Source organism: Rhizobium sp. RAF36, assembly GCF_052114105.1.
Lineage (GTDB): Bacteria > Pseudomonadota > Alphaproteobacteria > Rhizobiales > Rhizobiaceae > Rhizobium.
On sequence record NZ_JBFREC010000001.1, the window covers coordinates 622,720 to 638,645 of the forward strand.

A 15,926-nucleotide genomic window follows, 5' to 3' on the forward strand; every position below is an offset into this window, starting at 1 on the left:
GCAGGCACGCCGTCTGCACTGCCGCCGAAAAGGGGAAAGCCATGATCTCACGCCGTCAGACCTTCGGTCTCCTTGGTGCGGCCGCCGCTGTAGCCGTGCTTCCGTCCATCAAGCCGGCGCGTGCCGCAGCAGCAACGGAGTTTCGCATCGGCTGGCAGAAGAATGGCGTGCTGGCGCTCGCCAAGCGCCGCGGGGCGGTGGAAGCGCGGCTTGCCGACAAGGGGATCACTGTCAGCTGGTCGGAATTCACGTCCGGACCGCCGTTGCTGGAGGCGCTTGGCGCCGGTGCCCTGGATTTCGGCGCCACCGGTGACGTTCCACCGCTGTTTGCCCAGGCAGCCGGTGGCCATCTCTATTATGTCGGCACCTATCGCGGCAGCCCGGCCGGTTCCGCGATCCTGGTGCACAAGGATTCGCCGATCCAGACGCTTGAGGATCTGAAGGGCAAGAAGCTGGCCTTCAAGCGCGGATCGAGCGCTCACAACGTCGCCGTCAAGGCGCTGCGCAAGGGTGGCCTCAAGGTCGAAGACGTGCAGGCGCTGGATCTGTCTCCGCCGGATGCCGCAGCCGCCTTCAAGACCGGCAGCATCGATGCCTGGTCGATCTGGGATCCCTATCTGGCGATCGCCGAGGCCGATCCGGATACGCGGATACTGACGACGGCCGAAGGGTTGGTCGATTCCTACAGCTTCTTCCTGGCGAACCAGGATTTCACCGACAACAACGGCCAGGTGATCGTCGATGTCATCGACGAACTCGCCAAGGTCGGCAAGTCGGCGCAGGGCAAGCTCGACGAGACGGCCAAGGAGCTTTCCGAGATCACCGGAGTGCCTGCCGAGGTGACCCGGGTGACGCTCAGCCGTCCCGGCGCCGATCTCGGCGCAGTGACGACGATCACCGATGGCGCTGCTGCTTATCAACAGGCGCTTGCCGACGAGTTCTACGAGCTGGGCATCGTGCCGAAGAAGCTCACCACCAATGACATCGTCTGGCGCCCGAAGGCCAGCTGATCCGTTTTTGAAGAAAGGTAAATTTCATGACTTCCAAACCAATCGATTTTCTCTGGTTCATCCCGACCTCAGGTGACGGCGCCTATCTCGGTTCGTCCGACCAGACGCGCGCGCCTGAAATCGGCTACATGACGCAGATCGCCCAGGCGGCCGACCGTCTTGGCTTTTCCGGTGTACTGCTGCCGACGGGCGTTGCCTGCGAGGAATCTTTCGTCACGGCGGCGGCTCTTTCGCAGCATACCGAGAAGCTGAAGTTCCTGGTGGCTATCCGTCCCGGGACGGCGTCTCCCGCCTATTACGCGCGTCTGGCGACGACGCTCGACCGCGTCTCGAACGGCCGCGTTCTCCTCAACATCGTCGTCGGCGGCAGCCCCGCAGAACTCGCGGGTGACGGCATCTTCCTGCCGCATGACGAGCGCTACGACCATGCCAACGAGTTCTTTGACGTTTGGGAAGAGCTTCTCGAAAAGGGTGTGGCCAGCATCGATGGCAAGCATATCAAGGCGACCAATGCGCGTCTCGGCTTCCCGTCCTACCAGAACCCGCGCCCGCCGCTCTATTTCGGCGGCTCCTCCGATGCCGGGATAGATTTTGCCGTCGGCCGCGTCGACAAATATCTGACCTGGGGCGAACCGCCTGCACAGGTCGGCGAGAAGATCGAGCGCGTGCGTGCGGCTGCTGCGAAAGTGGGCCGCGAAGTCAGCTTCGGCATCCGCCTGCATTTCATCGTCCGCGAGACGGACGAGGAGGCATGGGCCGCTGCCGACCGGCTGATCTCCAAGCTCGATGATGCGACGATCGAGGAAGCGCAGGCGCGCTTCGCCAAGGAATCCGACTCCGTCGGCCAGGCTCGCATGGCAGCGCTTCATAACGGTCGCCGGGACAATCTGGAGGTTTCTCCGAACCTGTGGGCCGGTGTCGGCCTAGTGCGCGCTGGTGCCGGAACGGCGCTTGTCGGCTCGCCGCAGACGGTTGCCGCGCGGCTTCGCGAATATCAGAAGCTCGGCATCGAGACGGTGATCGGCTCCGGTTATCCGCATCTCGAAGAAGCTTACCGTGTCGCCGAACTGCTGTTCCCCGAGCTCGGTCTTGGACAGAGCGAACAGCGTCACGGTCTCCGCAACGATTTCGGCTCGAAGCAGGTCTTCGGCGGCGGCAGCCATGGCGGCAACCTGAAGGTCGTTTCGGGTTCCTGATCCGGATAATAACGAGGAGATGATCATGTCGGTATTCGAAACGCCGCTCGCACGCGTCGCCGCAAGGCAGGCAAGCCGGAAGGGCCGGGCGCTGCCGCGGCTACCTGACGGCTCCGCGCTGCTGCCCTATCTTCTGCCGGTGACAATCGTGATCTGCTGGCAGATCGCGTCGTCGGCAGGGCTCATCTCCTCGCGCATCATGCCGTCTCCCGCCGATGTCGCCGTCGCCTTCTGGTCGACCACGACCTCGGGCCAGCTGCCGCATGACGTGCTGGTCAGCGCCGGGCGCGCCTTTGCCGGCCTGCTGGTTGGTGGCTCGATCGGCTTCCTGCTTGGCATCGCCAATGGCGTGTCGAAACTCTCCGAGCAGCTGACCGACACGACGCTGCAGATGCTGCGTACCATCCCGCATCTGGCGATGATCCCGCTTGTTATCCTGTGGTTCGGCATCGGCGAGGAATCCAAGCTGTTCCTGACGGCGCTCGGCGTTCTCTTCCCCGTCTATCTCAACACCTATCATGGCGTTCGAAATGTCGAGCGCGACCTGATCGAGATGGGCAGGGTCTATGGGATGGGCAACTGGACGCTGTTCCGGAAGGTTATCTTTCCGGGCGCGCTGCCTTCGATCTTCGTCGGCCTGCGCTATGCGCTGGGCATCATGTGGCTAACGCTAATCGTTTCGGAATCGATCGCCGCTTCCTCGGGTATTGGCCATATGGCCAACAATGCCCGCGAATTCATGATGACGGACGTCGTGGTGCTGGCGCTTGTCATCTACGCGGTGCTCGGCAAGCTCGCCGATGTCGTGGCGCGGGCTCTGGAGCGGCGCACGCTCACCTGGAACCCGATCTATCAGAAGTAGGAGCGAGACGATGACCGCGATCACCCACGAACGCTTCCGCGAGCCTGTCGAGGCAGAGTATGACACAGACGTCGATGCCGCCCGGATTGCGCCGGGCACTGCGGCCGCGATTACCCTGACGGGGCTCGAGAAGAGCTTTGACGGCAACCGCGTGCTGCGCGGCATCAACCTGCATATCCCGGCCGGTCAATTTATCGCGGTCATCGGCAAGAGCGGTTGCGGCAAGAGTACGCTGCTGCGCGTGCTGCTGGGCCTCGACCAGCCGACGGCGGGCAGCATCCGCTTCGAAAGCAGCAATGGCGAGGAAAGCCAGCCGAACGCTCGCATCGTCTTCCAGGAGCCGCGGCTTCTGCCATGGCTGAGCGTCGTCGAGAATGTTGCGGTTGGCCTTGGCGACGGCGTCGATAAGCGGCGGGCACTTGCAGAATCCGTGGCCGTGCTGTCCGAAGTTCAGCTGGCGGAGAAGGCGAAGGAATGGCCTTCGCGGCTATCCGGCGGGCAGCGTCAGCGCGTGGCATTGGCGCGCGCGCTGGTGAGCAAGCCCGGCGTTCTGGCGCTAGACGAGCCGCTCGGCGCGCTCGATGCGCTGACCCGCATCAGCATGCAGGAACTGATCAACCGCGTCTGGCGCGAACTCGGCTTTACCAGCGTGCTGGTGACCCATGACGTCAGCGAAGCCGTGCATCTGGCCGACCGGGTGATCGTGCTGGAAGAGGGACGGATCGCGCTTGATGTTGCGGTTCCGTATCCGCATCCGCGCCGTCATGGCAATCCGGAGCTCGCCGAACTCGAAGGCAAGCTGCTTGGCGCCATTCTGGGCACCGGCCGCTGAAGGCGTCAATGCGTGCCGCTTGCCTCGCGATCCAGGAAGGCCTCGAAATTGTCGAGGCCGATTTCGGTGCCTTGGCGGCGCAGGCCATCATCGGGATAGCCGTCGAGGAACACCACCTGCTCGGTAAACAGCATGCGGGTGCCCGCCGCTGACGGCTCGAAAGTGACGGTGGCAAGGGACGCGGAGATGCGGGTCTCGCCGAGCTTCATCTCGTAGGCGTAGACGATGCGGGCATTCTCGACGACGTCGAGATAATGGGCGTCATAGGCATGCAGCAACCCTTCGCCATCAGCGGTGTGATTGCGCTCGCTGCCGCCGGCGCGAAAATCCAGCCGGTATTCGATCGTCACCCAGCCGTCATGGCAGGCAAACCAGGTCTGCTTCGAGGCCGGATTGGCCCAGGCGCGAAAGGCGCGCTCGGGCTTCGCCTTCAGCTGACGCTCGATCGTGAAGGTCGTATGCGTTGCGGATGGCTGGGTCACGGTGTCGGTTCCTCTTCGGCAAGAAACTGGTCCAGGCGGTCGAAGGCAGCGTTCCATTCGGCCTTGCGCTCGCCGATCCAGCGCTCGAGTTCTGCCAGCCGTTCCTGCCGCAGATGGTAGGTGCGGACGCGGCCGGTCTTTTCAGATTGAACAAGGCCGCTGTCTTCAAGCACGTTCAGATGTTTCAGGACCGTTGGCAATGCCATCGTCAGGGGTTCGGCAAGTTCCGTGACCGATGCCGGGCCGCGGCCGAGGCGATCGATCATGCCACGGCGGCTGCGATCCGAGAGCGCGTGGAACATCCGGTCGAGTGTGGCGGCTTCGATGATCATTCGGCGGGCATCGCCTTGCGGATCGTCTCGGGCAGCTGGTGCTTGTAGGGATAGAATTTGAAATAGGGCAGCGCCTCTTTCAACACCCGGGAAAAAGAGGGGCGCTCGACGAGCCGGCGGTAGTAGCCGGCAAGTTTCGGCCGTTCCGTACCGAAGGGCACCAATGTCTCGCTGTAGAAGAGCGCAGGGGCGGCAGCGCAATCGGCCATGGTGAAGGCATCGCCTGATATCCAGAGATTGCCCGCCAGCTGCCGCTCGATCATGTCATAGGCCATCTCAAGCGTGCCGCGGGCGTCGGCAACGCCCTGCGGGTCCTTCGAATCGGCGGCGCGCATCGTGTCTGCGACGATCTTCTGCATCGGCGTCTGGACATAGAGATCGAAGAAACGATCCCACAGACGGACCTGCAGGGCGCGGTCCGGATCAACCGGGATCAGATGCGCTTCGCCGGGATAGTGCCGGTCGAGATATTCGATAATGATGCTGGTTTCGGGAATGGTGCTGTCACGCGCTTCATCCCTGAGGATCGGCATCTTGCCGACAGGCCAGTAGCGGAAGAGGTCGGCCCGCGAACTTTCGTCCGAGAGATCGACTAGCCGGTCTTCGAAGGGCGTGCCGTTCTCGTAAAGCGCGATCAGGACCTTGTGGCAGAAGGAGGCGAGCGGATGTCCGTAAAGCACGAGCGACATGAGGCGGCCTTTCAGCTGGGATAAAACTTTGCTGATTGGCTAAGTATCAGGATGGGATGGATGTGGCAAGGGATAGTTTGCTGATTGGGTAACTATTGAGCGGGCTCCGGCGCGGGAGGGCGAAGAACGAATGAGGTATCCATGCGCTTGGAACGCTCTCCGAGGTCATCCGACATTTCCTGCCAAATACGCCGCAAGCGTCTGACATGGAGATCGTCGGCAATCCAGCCCATCAAGTGTTCGATGCAACGCTTTGTGGTCGCCGGATCGGCGGTGATAACTTCGCATGCCCAGATGCAGTAGGCATCTATGCCTACGGCTTCGATCACTGGAGGTAAGTCGGCTTTGGGTTGTCTGCTGACGAGTGGCTGAATGCCGCTCACCTCGCCGATTTTCCGCATTGCGTTTGTCGCAGCAAAGAGGACACCGGCATAAATCTTATCGAACTCGTCCGGTCCTTCGAACGGTCGCCATCGACGCTCGTCGATGCTCCAGAAATCCAGCGACCTCTCAAGGTCAAAAACGGTTCGGATGTTCATCTGTTTCAACAGCAGGAATTTGTCGAGGCCAAGGATGTTACAAAGCTGCGCTTGTCCGACCCAATCGATCGTCTGATAGATCCCGTAGGGTGACTCGACATGCAGCATGATCGGATTATAGGTCGCGAGGTTCTGAACATCGTAGATGCCGCACTCTTCAAGCCTGAAACGCGTCGAGTAATCGATGCCATCAATTACATCCAGCGGCGTCAGGCGCGTTACCGCGTTGAAGCGGTCATCGTCCGTTTTGACCCAAGCCACGAGTGACTGCATCTTCAACAACAGAAATTTTGTTGCGCTCTGCGGCAGTAATCCAAGAAGCGGCGCCAGCGCCATCCAAATCCAAGGCACTTCGTCACACTGACGTGCCGCTGCGTCTCCGCCTGCGACGATCGCTTCAATCGCTTTTGAAGGGTCTTCGAACGCTTCGTAGAGGAAGATCACGATGATGACCGAGGCGAAGATTTCGACCGTCTGCCAAAGGAAGGTGTAGGCAGAAAGGTCGAAGACCGCGAGACTGCGGACGAACTGGCGAGATGCTGCAATGAAGGCCCCAGCAAAGGCGAGTGATCCGACTATTTGAAGCTGGCTGTTGACGCTACCTTCCGGGCAGCAAGTGGTTGCACCGGCGGCGATACTGCATACGCGGCCACCGGAAGCCGTCAGGATCTCGAAACCGTTGGTTACGACGCTGAACAGGTTCAGGAAGCCGAAATAGCAGAGGACAGCAAAGCCTGCCGAGGCGGCGAGCAGTCTATAGTCACCGAGGTTCCCGAAAATTCGAGAAGACCGGATGCGCCGCTCGATCTCTTCGACGAGTTCCATGGAGTTCGAGCGAGAGAGTTTGTAGTCGGGGTCACCGAGATCGGCCAGGTATTTCGCCGTGACCAGCTCAAGCGACGGATTGCTTGCTGGTTCAAGCCCTGCCGAGGATGTGGCCGATCGCTTGTCACGCGTCGTCGGATAGGAGAGCACGAAATCGGCTATGAGCCGCAGCCGGCGAACTCGTATTTCATTCCGGCAATAGATCAGAAGTACGGGAACGAAAAGCGCCAGAAGAAGCGCCGCCCAGCTCATCGTCGCAATTTATTGCCATACCGAATCTAAAAGGCCGAGGACGCCGGCTTTTTCCCAAACCGCATACAAGTCTTCGAACATGGACATTCCCCCATCCCAGGAGGAGCTTCCGTCGTTTAAAGCCTGCCGTCCACCAACGTCATAAACGCCTAAGTTGTGACTGGTCTTTGGCGTTCACCCAGCCAGCCGTGCAATCACCAAATGCCCCGGGCTTGGCTCGCCTTCCTGCATGCGCACATTGATCTCTGTCATCTCGACCAATTCGAAGCCGGTCGCCGTGAGGCGTTCGCGGATGTAAGTATCGGCGTGGAGGAAGCGCTGGTGCGGGCCGACGGCGTAGGGGCGGGTGTCGACGGCGGGCAGGCTTTCGGAGGAGAAGATGAAGAGGCCACGCGGCGTGAGGTTTTCGGCGGCGCCGAAGAACAGCGGTTCGAGGGCGCCGAGATAGGGCAGAACGTCGGTGGCGGTGATCAGGTCGAAGGCGTCTTCGTCGTTGTCTTCGAGGAAATCCTCGGCCTCGGCGACGAACAGCGTCTCATAGAGATCCTTTTCATGGGCGATCTCGACCATGTTTTCGGAGAGATCGATGCCGGTCATGTCTTCGCAGAGATCGCGCAGCGTGCCGCCGGTCAGTCCGGTGCCGCAGCCGAGGTCGAGCAGGCGCTTGAAGGGGCCGAGCTTGAGCTCCTGCAGGCGCTGGCGCACCATCATCGGCACGTGGTAGCCGAGCTGCTCGACGAGCACGTCTTCGAAGACTTCGGCATGCTGGTCGAACAGGGTCTCGACATAGGCGTCCGGCGCCTTTGCAGGCGTTTCGCCGCGGCCCATCGAGGCGATGCGGACGGCAGCACCGCCGTGGTCGTCGGGATCGATTGCAAGTACGTCTTCGTAGGCCTTGACGGCCGCATCGACGTCGCCTGCCTTTTCGAGGGCGAGCGCGCGGTTATAGGCTTCTGCCAGTGCGTCTTCGTCGATCTTCTTTGCCATTGCCGGTCCACCTTTTCGCTTTATGGATGCCTCTAAGGCGGCGAGGCGGCTTTGGCAATGGCAAGCGTGACGGTGATGGAACGCGGCGGGCCGCTCAGTGAATGATGAATTCGCCGCGCAGCGCGCGCCATTCGGTCGCCGAGATCAGCTTGCGGTGGATGTAGCGGACGGAGTGCAGCGGGCCGTCGAGCTTTTCCTGCCAGAACTTCAGGAAGCCGCGCATCTCTGGAAAATCCGGGGCGAGGTCGTATTCCTGCCAGAGATAGGTCTGCAGGATCGCCGGATGATCCGGCATCCGATAGAGGATCTGGGCCGTCGTCAGACCGTAACCCTGGAGCTGTTTTTCCATGTCCTTTGTCATGTCAGTCTCGCTTTCGTTCCCACTCCCGCCTATGAGCGGCAGTTAAAATGGAAACACGGCGTGGTTAACCGAAGATTGACATCAAACGGGCAAAAGAACCATTCATTTTTCTTTGATTTCAATAGTTTGGCAGCATCGCATCGCGAGTGCTGCCAAAGCTGTCAGCGGATTAGATGCCGGGTCAGGCGGCGCTCGATCCAGTTCCAGAAATGGCGCAGCGCTTCCACCATCGTCAGATAGAAGATCGCAGCCCAGAGATAGATCTGGTAATCGAAGGTGCGCGAGAAGGCGTAACGGGTCTCGCCCATCAGGTCCAGGACGGTGATGATAGCGACGACCGCTGAGCCCTTGATCAGCAGGATGATTTCGTTGCCGTAGGGGCGGAGTGCGACGATCAGCGCCTGCGGCAGGATGATCTTGCGGAAGGATACGGCCTTGGACACGCCGAGCGAATCCGCTGCCTCATGCTGGCCCTTCGGCACGCTTTCGAGGGCGCCGCGCAGGATCTCGGCCTGATAGGCGGCCGTGTTGATGGTCATCGAGAACAGGCCGCAATACCAGGCATCGCGGAAGAACCACCAGAGGCCGACGGACTCGAGCTGCGGACGGAAGCCGCCGAGGCCGTAATAGATCAGGAAGAGCTGCGCCAGCAGCGGCGTGCCCCGAAAGACGTAGACGTAGCAATAGGCAAAAGTGCTAAGGATCCGGTTCTTCGACATTCTGGCGAAGGCCAGCGGCAGCGACAGGACGGCGCCGCAAACCACAGATATAGCCACCAGGATGATCGTCGTCATCAGGCCATGCAGGTAGCGCGGCCCGTAGCGGGTGAACTTGTCCGGATCCCAGCCGGCGATGACCATGTAGATCAGCGTTGCTGCGAGCGCCAGCCAGATGAGGACGAGAACCGTGCCGGTAACGCGCGCTGCCGAGAGCGGCTTGGCGATATGCTTCGGCGCAGGCTGCGGCGGAATGAGGGTTTCTGCAATGCTCACCGGCGAACCTCCGAGCGCTTGGCCCAGCGTTCGATATAGCTGAGGCCGTAGGAGGAGATGACTGCAAGCACCAGATAGATGATGCAGGCGAGAAGATAGAAGAAGAAGGCCTGCTTGGTGACGCGTACGGCAACGGCGGTCTGGCGCAGGATATCTGCGAGCCCGATGATCGAGACGTAGGACGTATCCTTCAGCAGGATCATCCAGAGATTGGTCATGCCGGGAAGGGCAATGCGGATCAGCTGCGGCAGAACGATCAGCCGCAGCGTGCGGCCGCGGTGAAAGCCGAGCGCATCGCCTGCTTCATATTGTCCCTTAGGAATGGCGCGGAAGGCCGAGAGGAGCACTTCTGAGCAATAGGCCGAGAAGACGACAGAAAGGGCGATCATGCCGGCGACGAAGGCGTTGATCTCGATCCGCTCGTCATAGCCGAAAGAGGCGAGCACCGACTGGATCAGGATCTGCATGCCGTAATAGATGATGAACAGCGTCAGAAGCTCGGGCAGGCCGCGGAAGATCGTGGTGTAAATGCCGGCGGCGAGCCGCACGGACTTCTCTTCCGACTGCTGGCCGAGCGCCACCAGAAAGCCGATCACCAGACCGACGGGCAGCGTCAGCAGCGCGACAGCGACGGTGGTCTTCAGGCCGACGGCGATTTCATCGCCCCAGCCGGTATCGCCGCAGGCGAGGATCGTCGACTGGCCGAACCAGGTGAAAAGACCGGCAGGTCCGCATAGCGGATCGAAAACATATCCTATCCAGGCCCAGAGCGAGCCCAGCGCGGAAAACAATCCGCCCATCCACTTTTCCCCTCACGGCTTATGCCGTTTTGATCTTTAGCATGTTGTCAGACAAAAATGGCGGAAGAGCAAGCCTTCCGCCATCATCTTTACAGGTCAGTTACAGTTTTTCTCAATCGCCGTAAACGTTGAAATCGAAGTACTTGTCCTGAATTTCCTTGTACTTGCCGTTGGCGCGGATCGCGGCGATCGCCGTGTTCAGCTTGTCCTTCAGCGGGTCACCCTGGCGGACGGCGATACCGGCGCCGATGCCGTTGATTTCCTTGTCGACGGGAAGCGTGGTCAGGATTTTGCAGCAAGCGCCGGCGTCAGACTTGACCCACTGCGAGAGAACGACGACGTCGTCGATAACGGCGTCGATACGGCCGTTCGAAACGTCGAGCTTGTACTCGTCGGCGGTCGGGTAGAGCTTCAGCTCAGTGTCAGCCAGGTGCTTTTCAGCATAGTTGGCGTGGGTGGTCGAGGTCTGGGCGCCGATCGTCTTGCCCTTCAGACCGGCGACGTCGGTGATCGTCGAATCCTTCGGTACGGCGATTGCCGGCGGGGTGTTGTAGTACTTGTTGGTGAAGTCGACGAGCTTCGAGCGCTCCGGCGTGATCGACATGGACGAAACGATCATGTCGAACTTCTTGGCCTGGAGAGCCGGGATGATGCCGTCCCAGTCGTTGCTGACGAAGGAGCATTCAGCCTTCATTTCAGCGCAGAGAGCCTTGGCGATGTCGATGTCGAAGCCCTTGATCTCGCCGCTGGCGTCGACGAATTCGAAAGGCGGGTAGGTGGAATCGGTACCGATCACGAGCTTTTCGCCATCGGCCATTGCCGAGCCGGCGAAGAGGGACAACGCTGCAAGCGACGCTGCGGCGAGGAGATTGGAGATACGCATAGAGATCCTCTCTGTTGGCGACCGCTGCGTCTTCTTTTTATCCGCCAGCGGCCAGAATGCGGCGGGCATAAGCACCGCCTTGGCGCGATAATCAAACCTTTTTGTCGCAAATTGCAACTGGAATCCGCGCGCCTTTGTTGCGTCGCAAACTATGGCGAAGATGAACGGAGGCGGACCGAGGTGTTCATAGCGGGTTAATGGAGGTGTTCCTAAAAAAACGCATGGAACAAATCCGGGCCTCGGAAATTTCGGTCCCGACTCAACATGCGGGGTGCGCGCAACAAGCACTCTGAAAAGCCAATAAGGAACGAGGAAACCCTATGGGAATGAAATCGAGATTGTTCGCCAGCGCTGCCTTTCCGCTGCTTTCGCTGACATTGGCCGTCACGCCGGTGCATGCGTCAGCGCTCGGCGGTACCGGCGCGGCGCAGTCGCCCCAGGCGATCAGCGGCTCGTATGAGGTTGCCCAGGATGCGCCTTCGGAAGAGGAATTGCTGAAGAAGCGCCACAAGCAGCCGGAGGCCGAACAACAGCAACAGCAGGAGGCCGCTCCGCAGGCCGAGCAGCAGCAGGAGGCGCCGAGCCGCAAGCAGCGCGAGGCCGCGCCGCAGGCCGAGGAAGCAGCCCCGCAGGCAGAACAGGCGCAGCCATCGGAAGAGCAGCAGCCGCGCCGCAAGAAGCGGGAAGCAGCCCCCGAGCCGGAACAGGCTGCCCCTCAGGCCGAGCCGGCACAGCCCGCTGAAAACCAGGAACAGCCACGCCGCAAGAAGCGCGAGGCGGCTCCCGAAGCTCAACAGCAGGAGCAGGCAGCTCCGCAGGCAGAACCTACCGAACAGCCAGCCGAGAAGCCGCGCCGCAAGCGCGATCAGCAGCCTGCACAGCAGGAGGCCGCTCCGGTCCAGAATGAAGCCCAGCCTCAGGTAGAGCAGGCGAAGCCGGAAGTAGAAAAGGCAAAGCCAAAGGCCGAAGAAGCCAAGCCGCAGGCCGGTGAAGCGAAGCCTGCAGTAACCGAAGAGGCACAGCCCGAGCAGCAGCGTCCGCGCAAGGGCGACAAGAAGCAGCCCGCGACCGAAGGCGAGCAGCAGCAAGAGCCTGCCGCAAAGCCCGGCAAGAAGAATGCCCAGCAGGCCGTGCAGCCTGCCGAAGGCAAGACGCCTGTGCCGACGGAATCGCCAGCCCCCGATCAGGCACCCGTACCGGCCGAATCGCCGGTACCGGCAAAGCCGCCGGTTCCGGCAGAACCCGGCCAGGCGCAGAAGCCTGCAGCCGAAGGCCAGCCGCAGCAGGGTGAGCAGCAGCCGGCTCCCGGTCAGCAGCCCGGTGCCAATACTGCCGAACAGCCCGCCGTGAACGGTCAGCAGCCGGTGGCCGAACAGGCAATCCCGGCACCCGAAAAGGTGACGCCACAGGAGCTTGAGCGCCGCAAGCAGATCGCTGCCGATCCGAGCAAGAGCACGGAGACGGTGGTTCTGCCGGTCGAGAATGGTGCGGCCGTTCTCGATAGCGACAAGGATGCCGACCGTTCGGGCGGCCGTGACGGCCGCCGCCAGCGCGACAAGCAGCGTGCGGACGAGCAGCAGCCGGTCTTCGTGCCGAAGTCGGATGCTGATGCACAGCGCGCAGCTGGCGGCGAAGCCCGTCCGCCGGTCAAGATCGAAGCCGTTACCGCCGAGGAAGGCCGCCGGCTCGACCGCCGTCCGCAGTTCCAGCGTCCTGACGGCGCGCAGGTCGAAGGACGTGTCGGCGACGACAACCGCGTTCTGCTGCAGATCAACAACAATATCGTGGTGCGCAGCGACGACGACCGCCGCTTCATCCGCGATGGCGAACGGCCGATGTATGAGCAGCTGCCGCGTGACCGCTATCGCGAAACGATCGACCGCCCGGACGGCTATCGCATCGTGACGATCCGCAACCGCTATGGCGACATCATCCAGCGTTCGCGTGTCGATAGCCGCGGCCGTGAGTATGTTCTCTACTACTCGCCGGAGCTCTACGACAATCCGGATCAGGACTATTTCGAGGATCCGGGTGCCGATCTGCCGCCGATGCGTCTGCGGATCCCGGTTCGCGACTACATCATCGATACGAGCAGCGATCCGGATCGTGACTATTACGACTTCCTGCGCGAGCCGCCGGTCGAGCCGGTCGAGCGCGTCTACTCGCTGAACGAAGTGAAGTATTCGGCTCGTATCCGCGACAAGGTGCGCCGTATCGACCTTGATACCATCACCTTCGCCACCGGCAGTGCCGAAATCCCGATGAGCCAGGCGCGCAGCCTGCGCAAGGTCGCGGATGCGCTGAATGAGGTGCTGCAGAAGGATCCGAGCGAGACGTTCCTGATCGAAGGTCACACGGATGCCGTCGGCTCCGACCAGAGCAATCTGGTTCTCTCGGACCAGCGTGCGGAATCGGTCGCCAACGTGCTGTCGGATGTCTATGGCATCCCGCCTGAAAACATGGCGACGCAGGGCTATGGCGAGCGCTACCTGAAGGTCAACACGGCCGGTCCGAACCAGGAAAACCGCCGCGTCACCATCCGCCGCGTCACGCCGCTGGTGCGTCCAGTCGCCTCCAACAACTGAGGCGGGCCGATATCGAAATAAGAGCCGCCGGGCGACCGGCGGCTTTTTCTATGGCTGAAAGGCGGGAAGGTCGAGGGTTGTGGCGATGAAATCGGCGATCGCCAGCGTGTCGTCGAGGTCGAAGCGCGGCAGGGCCGTATCCGTGACGGGATGGTCGGCGGCGATGGCGCAGATGTAGGGATCGGTGGGCGCCAGCGGCTCGCGCTTGGCGGCCTGCAGGCGGCGGGCCTCGATCTTCGGGATCTTTTCGTGCTTGTAGCCTTCGATCAGCACCAGGTCGCAAGGGGCTAGGCGAGCCAGTATTTCTTCGAAGGCGGGCTCAGGTTCGCCGCGCAGCTCGTGCATGATGGCATAGCGCGTGCCGGAGACGATCGTCACCTCATGGGCGCCGGCCTGCCGGTGGCGGTAGCTGTCGGCGCCAACCTTGTCGATATCGAAGTCATGATGGGCGTGCTTGATCGTCGAGATGCGATAGCCGCGGCGGGTGAATTCTTCGACGAGGCGCACGGCAAGTCCGGTTTTGCCGGAGTTCTTCCAGCCGGCGATGCCGAAGACCCGCGGGCCGCTCATGACGGCAGCGCCTGCAGCCAGCGCTCGGCCTCGATGAGATCGTCAGGGGTGTTGATGTTGAAAAAGGGATCGAGCATAGCGGCACGAGTCGGACGGAGCGGAAATTGAACTTCCGCAACGTCATGACGTAACAGGAAGTCCCGGACGCGGCGCTTTTCGTCGGTGGCGATCCAGGATTCCAGGTCTGCCGCGAGCGCAACCGGCCACAGGCCGAAGACAGGGTGGCTGCGGCCTTCCGATGCGGCGATCGCGATCCTTTCCGGGTGATCGAGCGCACCGATGAAATCTGCTACCAGTTCGGCCGGGAAGAACGGGCTGTCGATCGAGATGGTAACGACGTGGCTGACGCCTTCGAGCTTCGCCGCATAGGCCATGGCAGCGTGGATGCCTGCCAACGGTCCGGCCTTGCCGGGGATGATATCCGGAATGAAGGCAAGGCCGCATTGCGGTTCGCTCCCGGCGTTGACGGCAACCGACGAGACCTGCGGCGAGAGCCGCGATATCGCGTGGTCCAGCAGCGTGCGGCCGCCGAGATGGGCCGAGGCCTTGTCGGAGCCCATGCGCGAGGAGCGTCCACCGGCGAGGATGACGCCCGGGATATTGGTCTTCTGTGGCGGGAAATCGGCCATGGTGGATCTCAGACTGGGCTTCTCGGTTCGGATTCCTGCGCAAGCGGTGCAACGCGGCGTTTGGCCTCACGATAGAACGTATAGAGGCCGGACGCGATGACGATCGCTGCACCCGTCAGCGTCCAGGCATCCGGCAGTTCGGAAAAGAACAGGAAACCGAGGAGGCCGGAAAAGATCAGGCTCGTGTAGCGGAAGGGCGCTACGAAGGAGACTTCGCCGGTCCGCATGGCCGTGATCACCGACTGGTAGCCGATCAGCACGAGAACAGAAGCGAGTAGCAGATGGGACAGCGCGGTCCATGTCGTCGGGTGCCAGCCGCCAAGCGGCGGCATCAAGAGGGCGCCGAAGAAGGCGACCGAAATGGCGGTGACGACAGTCACCATCAGCGACGGAATTTCCGGATCGATCGAGCGTGTCGCGAGATCGCGTCCAGCTGTTGTCAAAACGCTGGCAACGCAGAGCAGGGCTGCCGGCGTAAAGCCTTCCGGTCCGGGCCGAATGATGATCATCACCCCGATCAGGCCGACGAGGATCGCCGACCAGCGGCGCCAGCCGACCGGCTCGTTGAAGAACAGCGCGGCGCCGAAAGTGACCACCAGCGGCAGCGATTGCAGGATCGCCGAGGCATTGGCGATCGGCATCATTCCGAGCGCCGTGATGTAGGTGACGGCAGCCAGCATCTCGCAGATGACGCGCAGAATGATGATCGGCTTCAGAATGATCGTCCAGGAGCGCAGGGCGCCCATCTTGCGGGCGATCAGATAGACCAGGACGCTGGTGAACAGGCCGCGGATGAACATGATCTGCCCGGCATTCATGTCACCGATCACCGATTTCGAGAGGGCGTCGCTGGCCGAAAAACCGGCCATGGCCATGCTCATGAAAATGGCGCCCTGGGTATTGCGAGACCGCGGCATGCTAAGAGATTCCCGATAATGCTGAGGCCCTTTTAGAGGGGAAGAAGCGGGAATGAAATCGATTGCAAGTCACAGTCTGCATAAATCGATGGCGCAGTGCACAATAGGCAGCAGTCCGTCGCGACGACGGCCACTTGAACAAAAGCGGAGCGGTAGCGTTTCCCTTATGAGTGAAAGCGGCAT

17 protein-coding genes are annotated in these 15,926 nt (G+C 61.6%); 5 read left to right on the plus strand and 12 right to left on the minus strand.

Translation table 11 applies throughout. The features are described from left to right. Positions 1-41: 41 nt before the first annotated feature. Genes AB4Z25_RS03115 through AB4Z25_RS03130 form a run of 4 tightly spaced genes read left to right on the plus strand, consistent with a single transcriptional unit; the run spans position 42 to position 3,900 of the window. On the plus strand, positions 42-1,010 hold the full coding sequence (locus AB4Z25_RS03115) for an aliphatic sulfonate ABC transporter substrate-binding protein (RefSeq protein WP_112539305.1): 969 nt from the start codon (positions 42-44) through the stop codon (positions 1,008-1,010). Positions 1,011-1,036: 26 nt separating this feature from the next. After that, complete coding sequence (ssuD, locus tag AB4Z25_RS03120) at positions 1,037-2,206, plus strand: FMNH2-dependent alkanesulfonate monooxygenase (protein WP_112539303.1); 1,170 nt, start codon at positions 1,037-1,039, stop codon at positions 2,204-2,206. A 25-nt stretch (positions 2,207-2,231) separates the two neighbouring features. After that, on the plus strand, positions 2,232-3,068 hold the full coding sequence (locus AB4Z25_RS03125; RefSeq protein ID WP_442207853.1) for an ABC transporter permease subunit: 837 nt from the start codon (positions 2,232-2,234) through the stop codon (positions 3,066-3,068). Positions 3,069-3,078: 10 nt separating this feature from the next. Continuing rightward, on the plus strand, positions 3,079-3,900 hold the full coding sequence (locus tag AB4Z25_RS03130) for an ATP-binding cassette domain-containing protein (protein ID WP_112539299.1): 822 nt from the start codon (positions 3,079-3,081) through the stop codon (positions 3,898-3,900). A gap of 5 nt (positions 3,901-3,905) precedes the next feature. On the opposite strand, the gene AB4Z25_RS03135 is transcribed toward AB4Z25_RS03130, so the two are convergent. From AB4Z25_RS03135 to AB4Z25_RS03175, 9 genes are all read right to left on the minus strand, one after another. Further along, positions 3,906-4,382 carry an SRPBCC family protein gene (locus AB4Z25_RS03135; RefSeq protein ID WP_310300215.1) on the minus strand — a complete coding sequence of 159 codons (477 nt, stop codon included), beginning with the start codon at positions 4,380-4,382 and terminating at the stop codon, positions 3,906-3,908. Next, the gene (locus AB4Z25_RS03140; protein WP_112539295.1) at positions 4,379-4,714 is read right to left on the minus strand and encodes a metalloregulator ArsR/SmtB family transcription factor; all 336 of its coding nucleotides are present in this window, start codon (positions 4,712-4,714) and stop codon (positions 4,379-4,381) included. The genes AB4Z25_RS03135 and AB4Z25_RS03140 overlap by 4 nt, the downstream gene beginning before the upstream one ends. Further along, positions 4,711-5,403 carry a glutathione S-transferase family protein gene (locus AB4Z25_RS03145; protein ID WP_112539294.1) on the minus strand — a complete coding sequence of 231 codons (693 nt, stop codon included), beginning with the start codon at positions 5,401-5,403 and terminating at the stop codon, positions 4,711-4,713. Before AB4Z25_RS03145 ends, AB4Z25_RS03140 begins: the two co-directional genes overlap by 4 nt. A gap of 92 nt (positions 5,404-5,495) precedes the next feature. Beyond that, positions 5,496-7,019 carry a hypothetical protein gene (locus AB4Z25_RS03150; RefSeq protein WP_442207854.1) on the minus strand — a complete coding sequence of 508 codons (1,524 nt, stop codon included), beginning with the start codon at positions 7,017-7,019 and terminating at the stop codon, positions 5,496-5,498. Positions 7,020-7,193: 174 nt separating this feature from the next. Next, on the minus strand, positions 7,194-8,006 hold the full coding sequence (locus tag AB4Z25_RS03155; RefSeq protein ID WP_112539292.1) for a methyltransferase: 813 nt from the start codon (positions 8,004-8,006) through the stop codon (positions 7,194-7,196). Positions 8,007-8,100: 94 nt separating this feature from the next. Beyond that, on the minus strand, positions 8,101-8,367 hold the full coding sequence (locus tag AB4Z25_RS03160) for an usg protein (RefSeq protein WP_112387181.1): 267 nt from the start codon (positions 8,365-8,367) through the stop codon (positions 8,101-8,103). Positions 8,368-8,528: 161 nt separating this feature from the next. Further along, positions 8,529-9,359 carry an ABC transporter permease gene (locus AB4Z25_RS03165; protein WP_442207855.1) on the minus strand — a complete coding sequence of 277 codons (831 nt, stop codon included), beginning with the start codon at positions 9,357-9,359 and terminating at the stop codon, positions 8,529-8,531. Next, positions 9,356-10,159: an ABC transporter permease gene (locus AB4Z25_RS03170; protein WP_112387183.1), complete on the minus strand. Its 804-nt coding sequence runs from the start codon at positions 10,157-10,159 to the stop codon at positions 9,356-9,358. Before AB4Z25_RS03170 ends, AB4Z25_RS03165 begins: the two co-directional genes overlap by 4 nt. 112 nt (positions 10,160-10,271) lie before the next feature. Further along, positions 10,272-11,042 carry an ABC transporter substrate-binding protein gene (locus tag AB4Z25_RS03175; protein ID WP_112387471.1) on the minus strand — a complete coding sequence of 257 codons (771 nt, stop codon included), beginning with the start codon at positions 11,040-11,042 and terminating at the stop codon, positions 10,272-10,274. A gap of 320 nt (positions 11,043-11,362) precedes the next feature. Here AB4Z25_RS03175 and AB4Z25_RS03180 point away from each other — a divergent pair, with 320 nt between their 5' ends. Then, on the plus strand, positions 11,363-13,627 hold the full coding sequence (locus AB4Z25_RS03180) for an OmpA family protein (protein WP_112539290.1): 2,265 nt from the start codon (positions 11,363-11,365) through the stop codon (positions 13,625-13,627). 48 nt (positions 13,628-13,675) lie between these two features. Here the strand turns inward: AB4Z25_RS03180 and mobB are convergent, their stop codons facing one another. The 3 genes from mobB to AB4Z25_RS03195 are packed head-to-tail and all read right to left on the minus strand — an operon-like array spanning position 13,676 to position 15,743. Continuing rightward, a complete protein-coding gene (mobB, locus tag AB4Z25_RS03185) occupies positions 13,676-14,197 on the minus strand; it encodes a molybdopterin-guanine dinucleotide biosynthesis protein B (protein WP_112539289.1) in 522 nt (173 codons plus the stop codon). Continuing rightward, positions 14,194-14,826: a molybdenum cofactor guanylyltransferase MobA gene (gene mobA / locus AB4Z25_RS03190; protein WP_112539288.1), complete on the minus strand. Its 633-nt coding sequence runs from the start codon at positions 14,824-14,826 to the stop codon at positions 14,194-14,196. The genes mobB and mobA overlap by 4 nt, the downstream gene beginning before the upstream one ends. A gap of 8 nt (positions 14,827-14,834) precedes the next feature. Beyond that, positions 14,835-15,743, minus strand: coding sequence for a DMT family transporter (locus AB4Z25_RS03195; protein WP_112539287.1), 909 nt, complete (start codon positions 15,741-15,743; stop codon positions 14,835-14,837). Between the last annotated feature and the right edge of the window lie 183 nt (positions 15,744-15,926).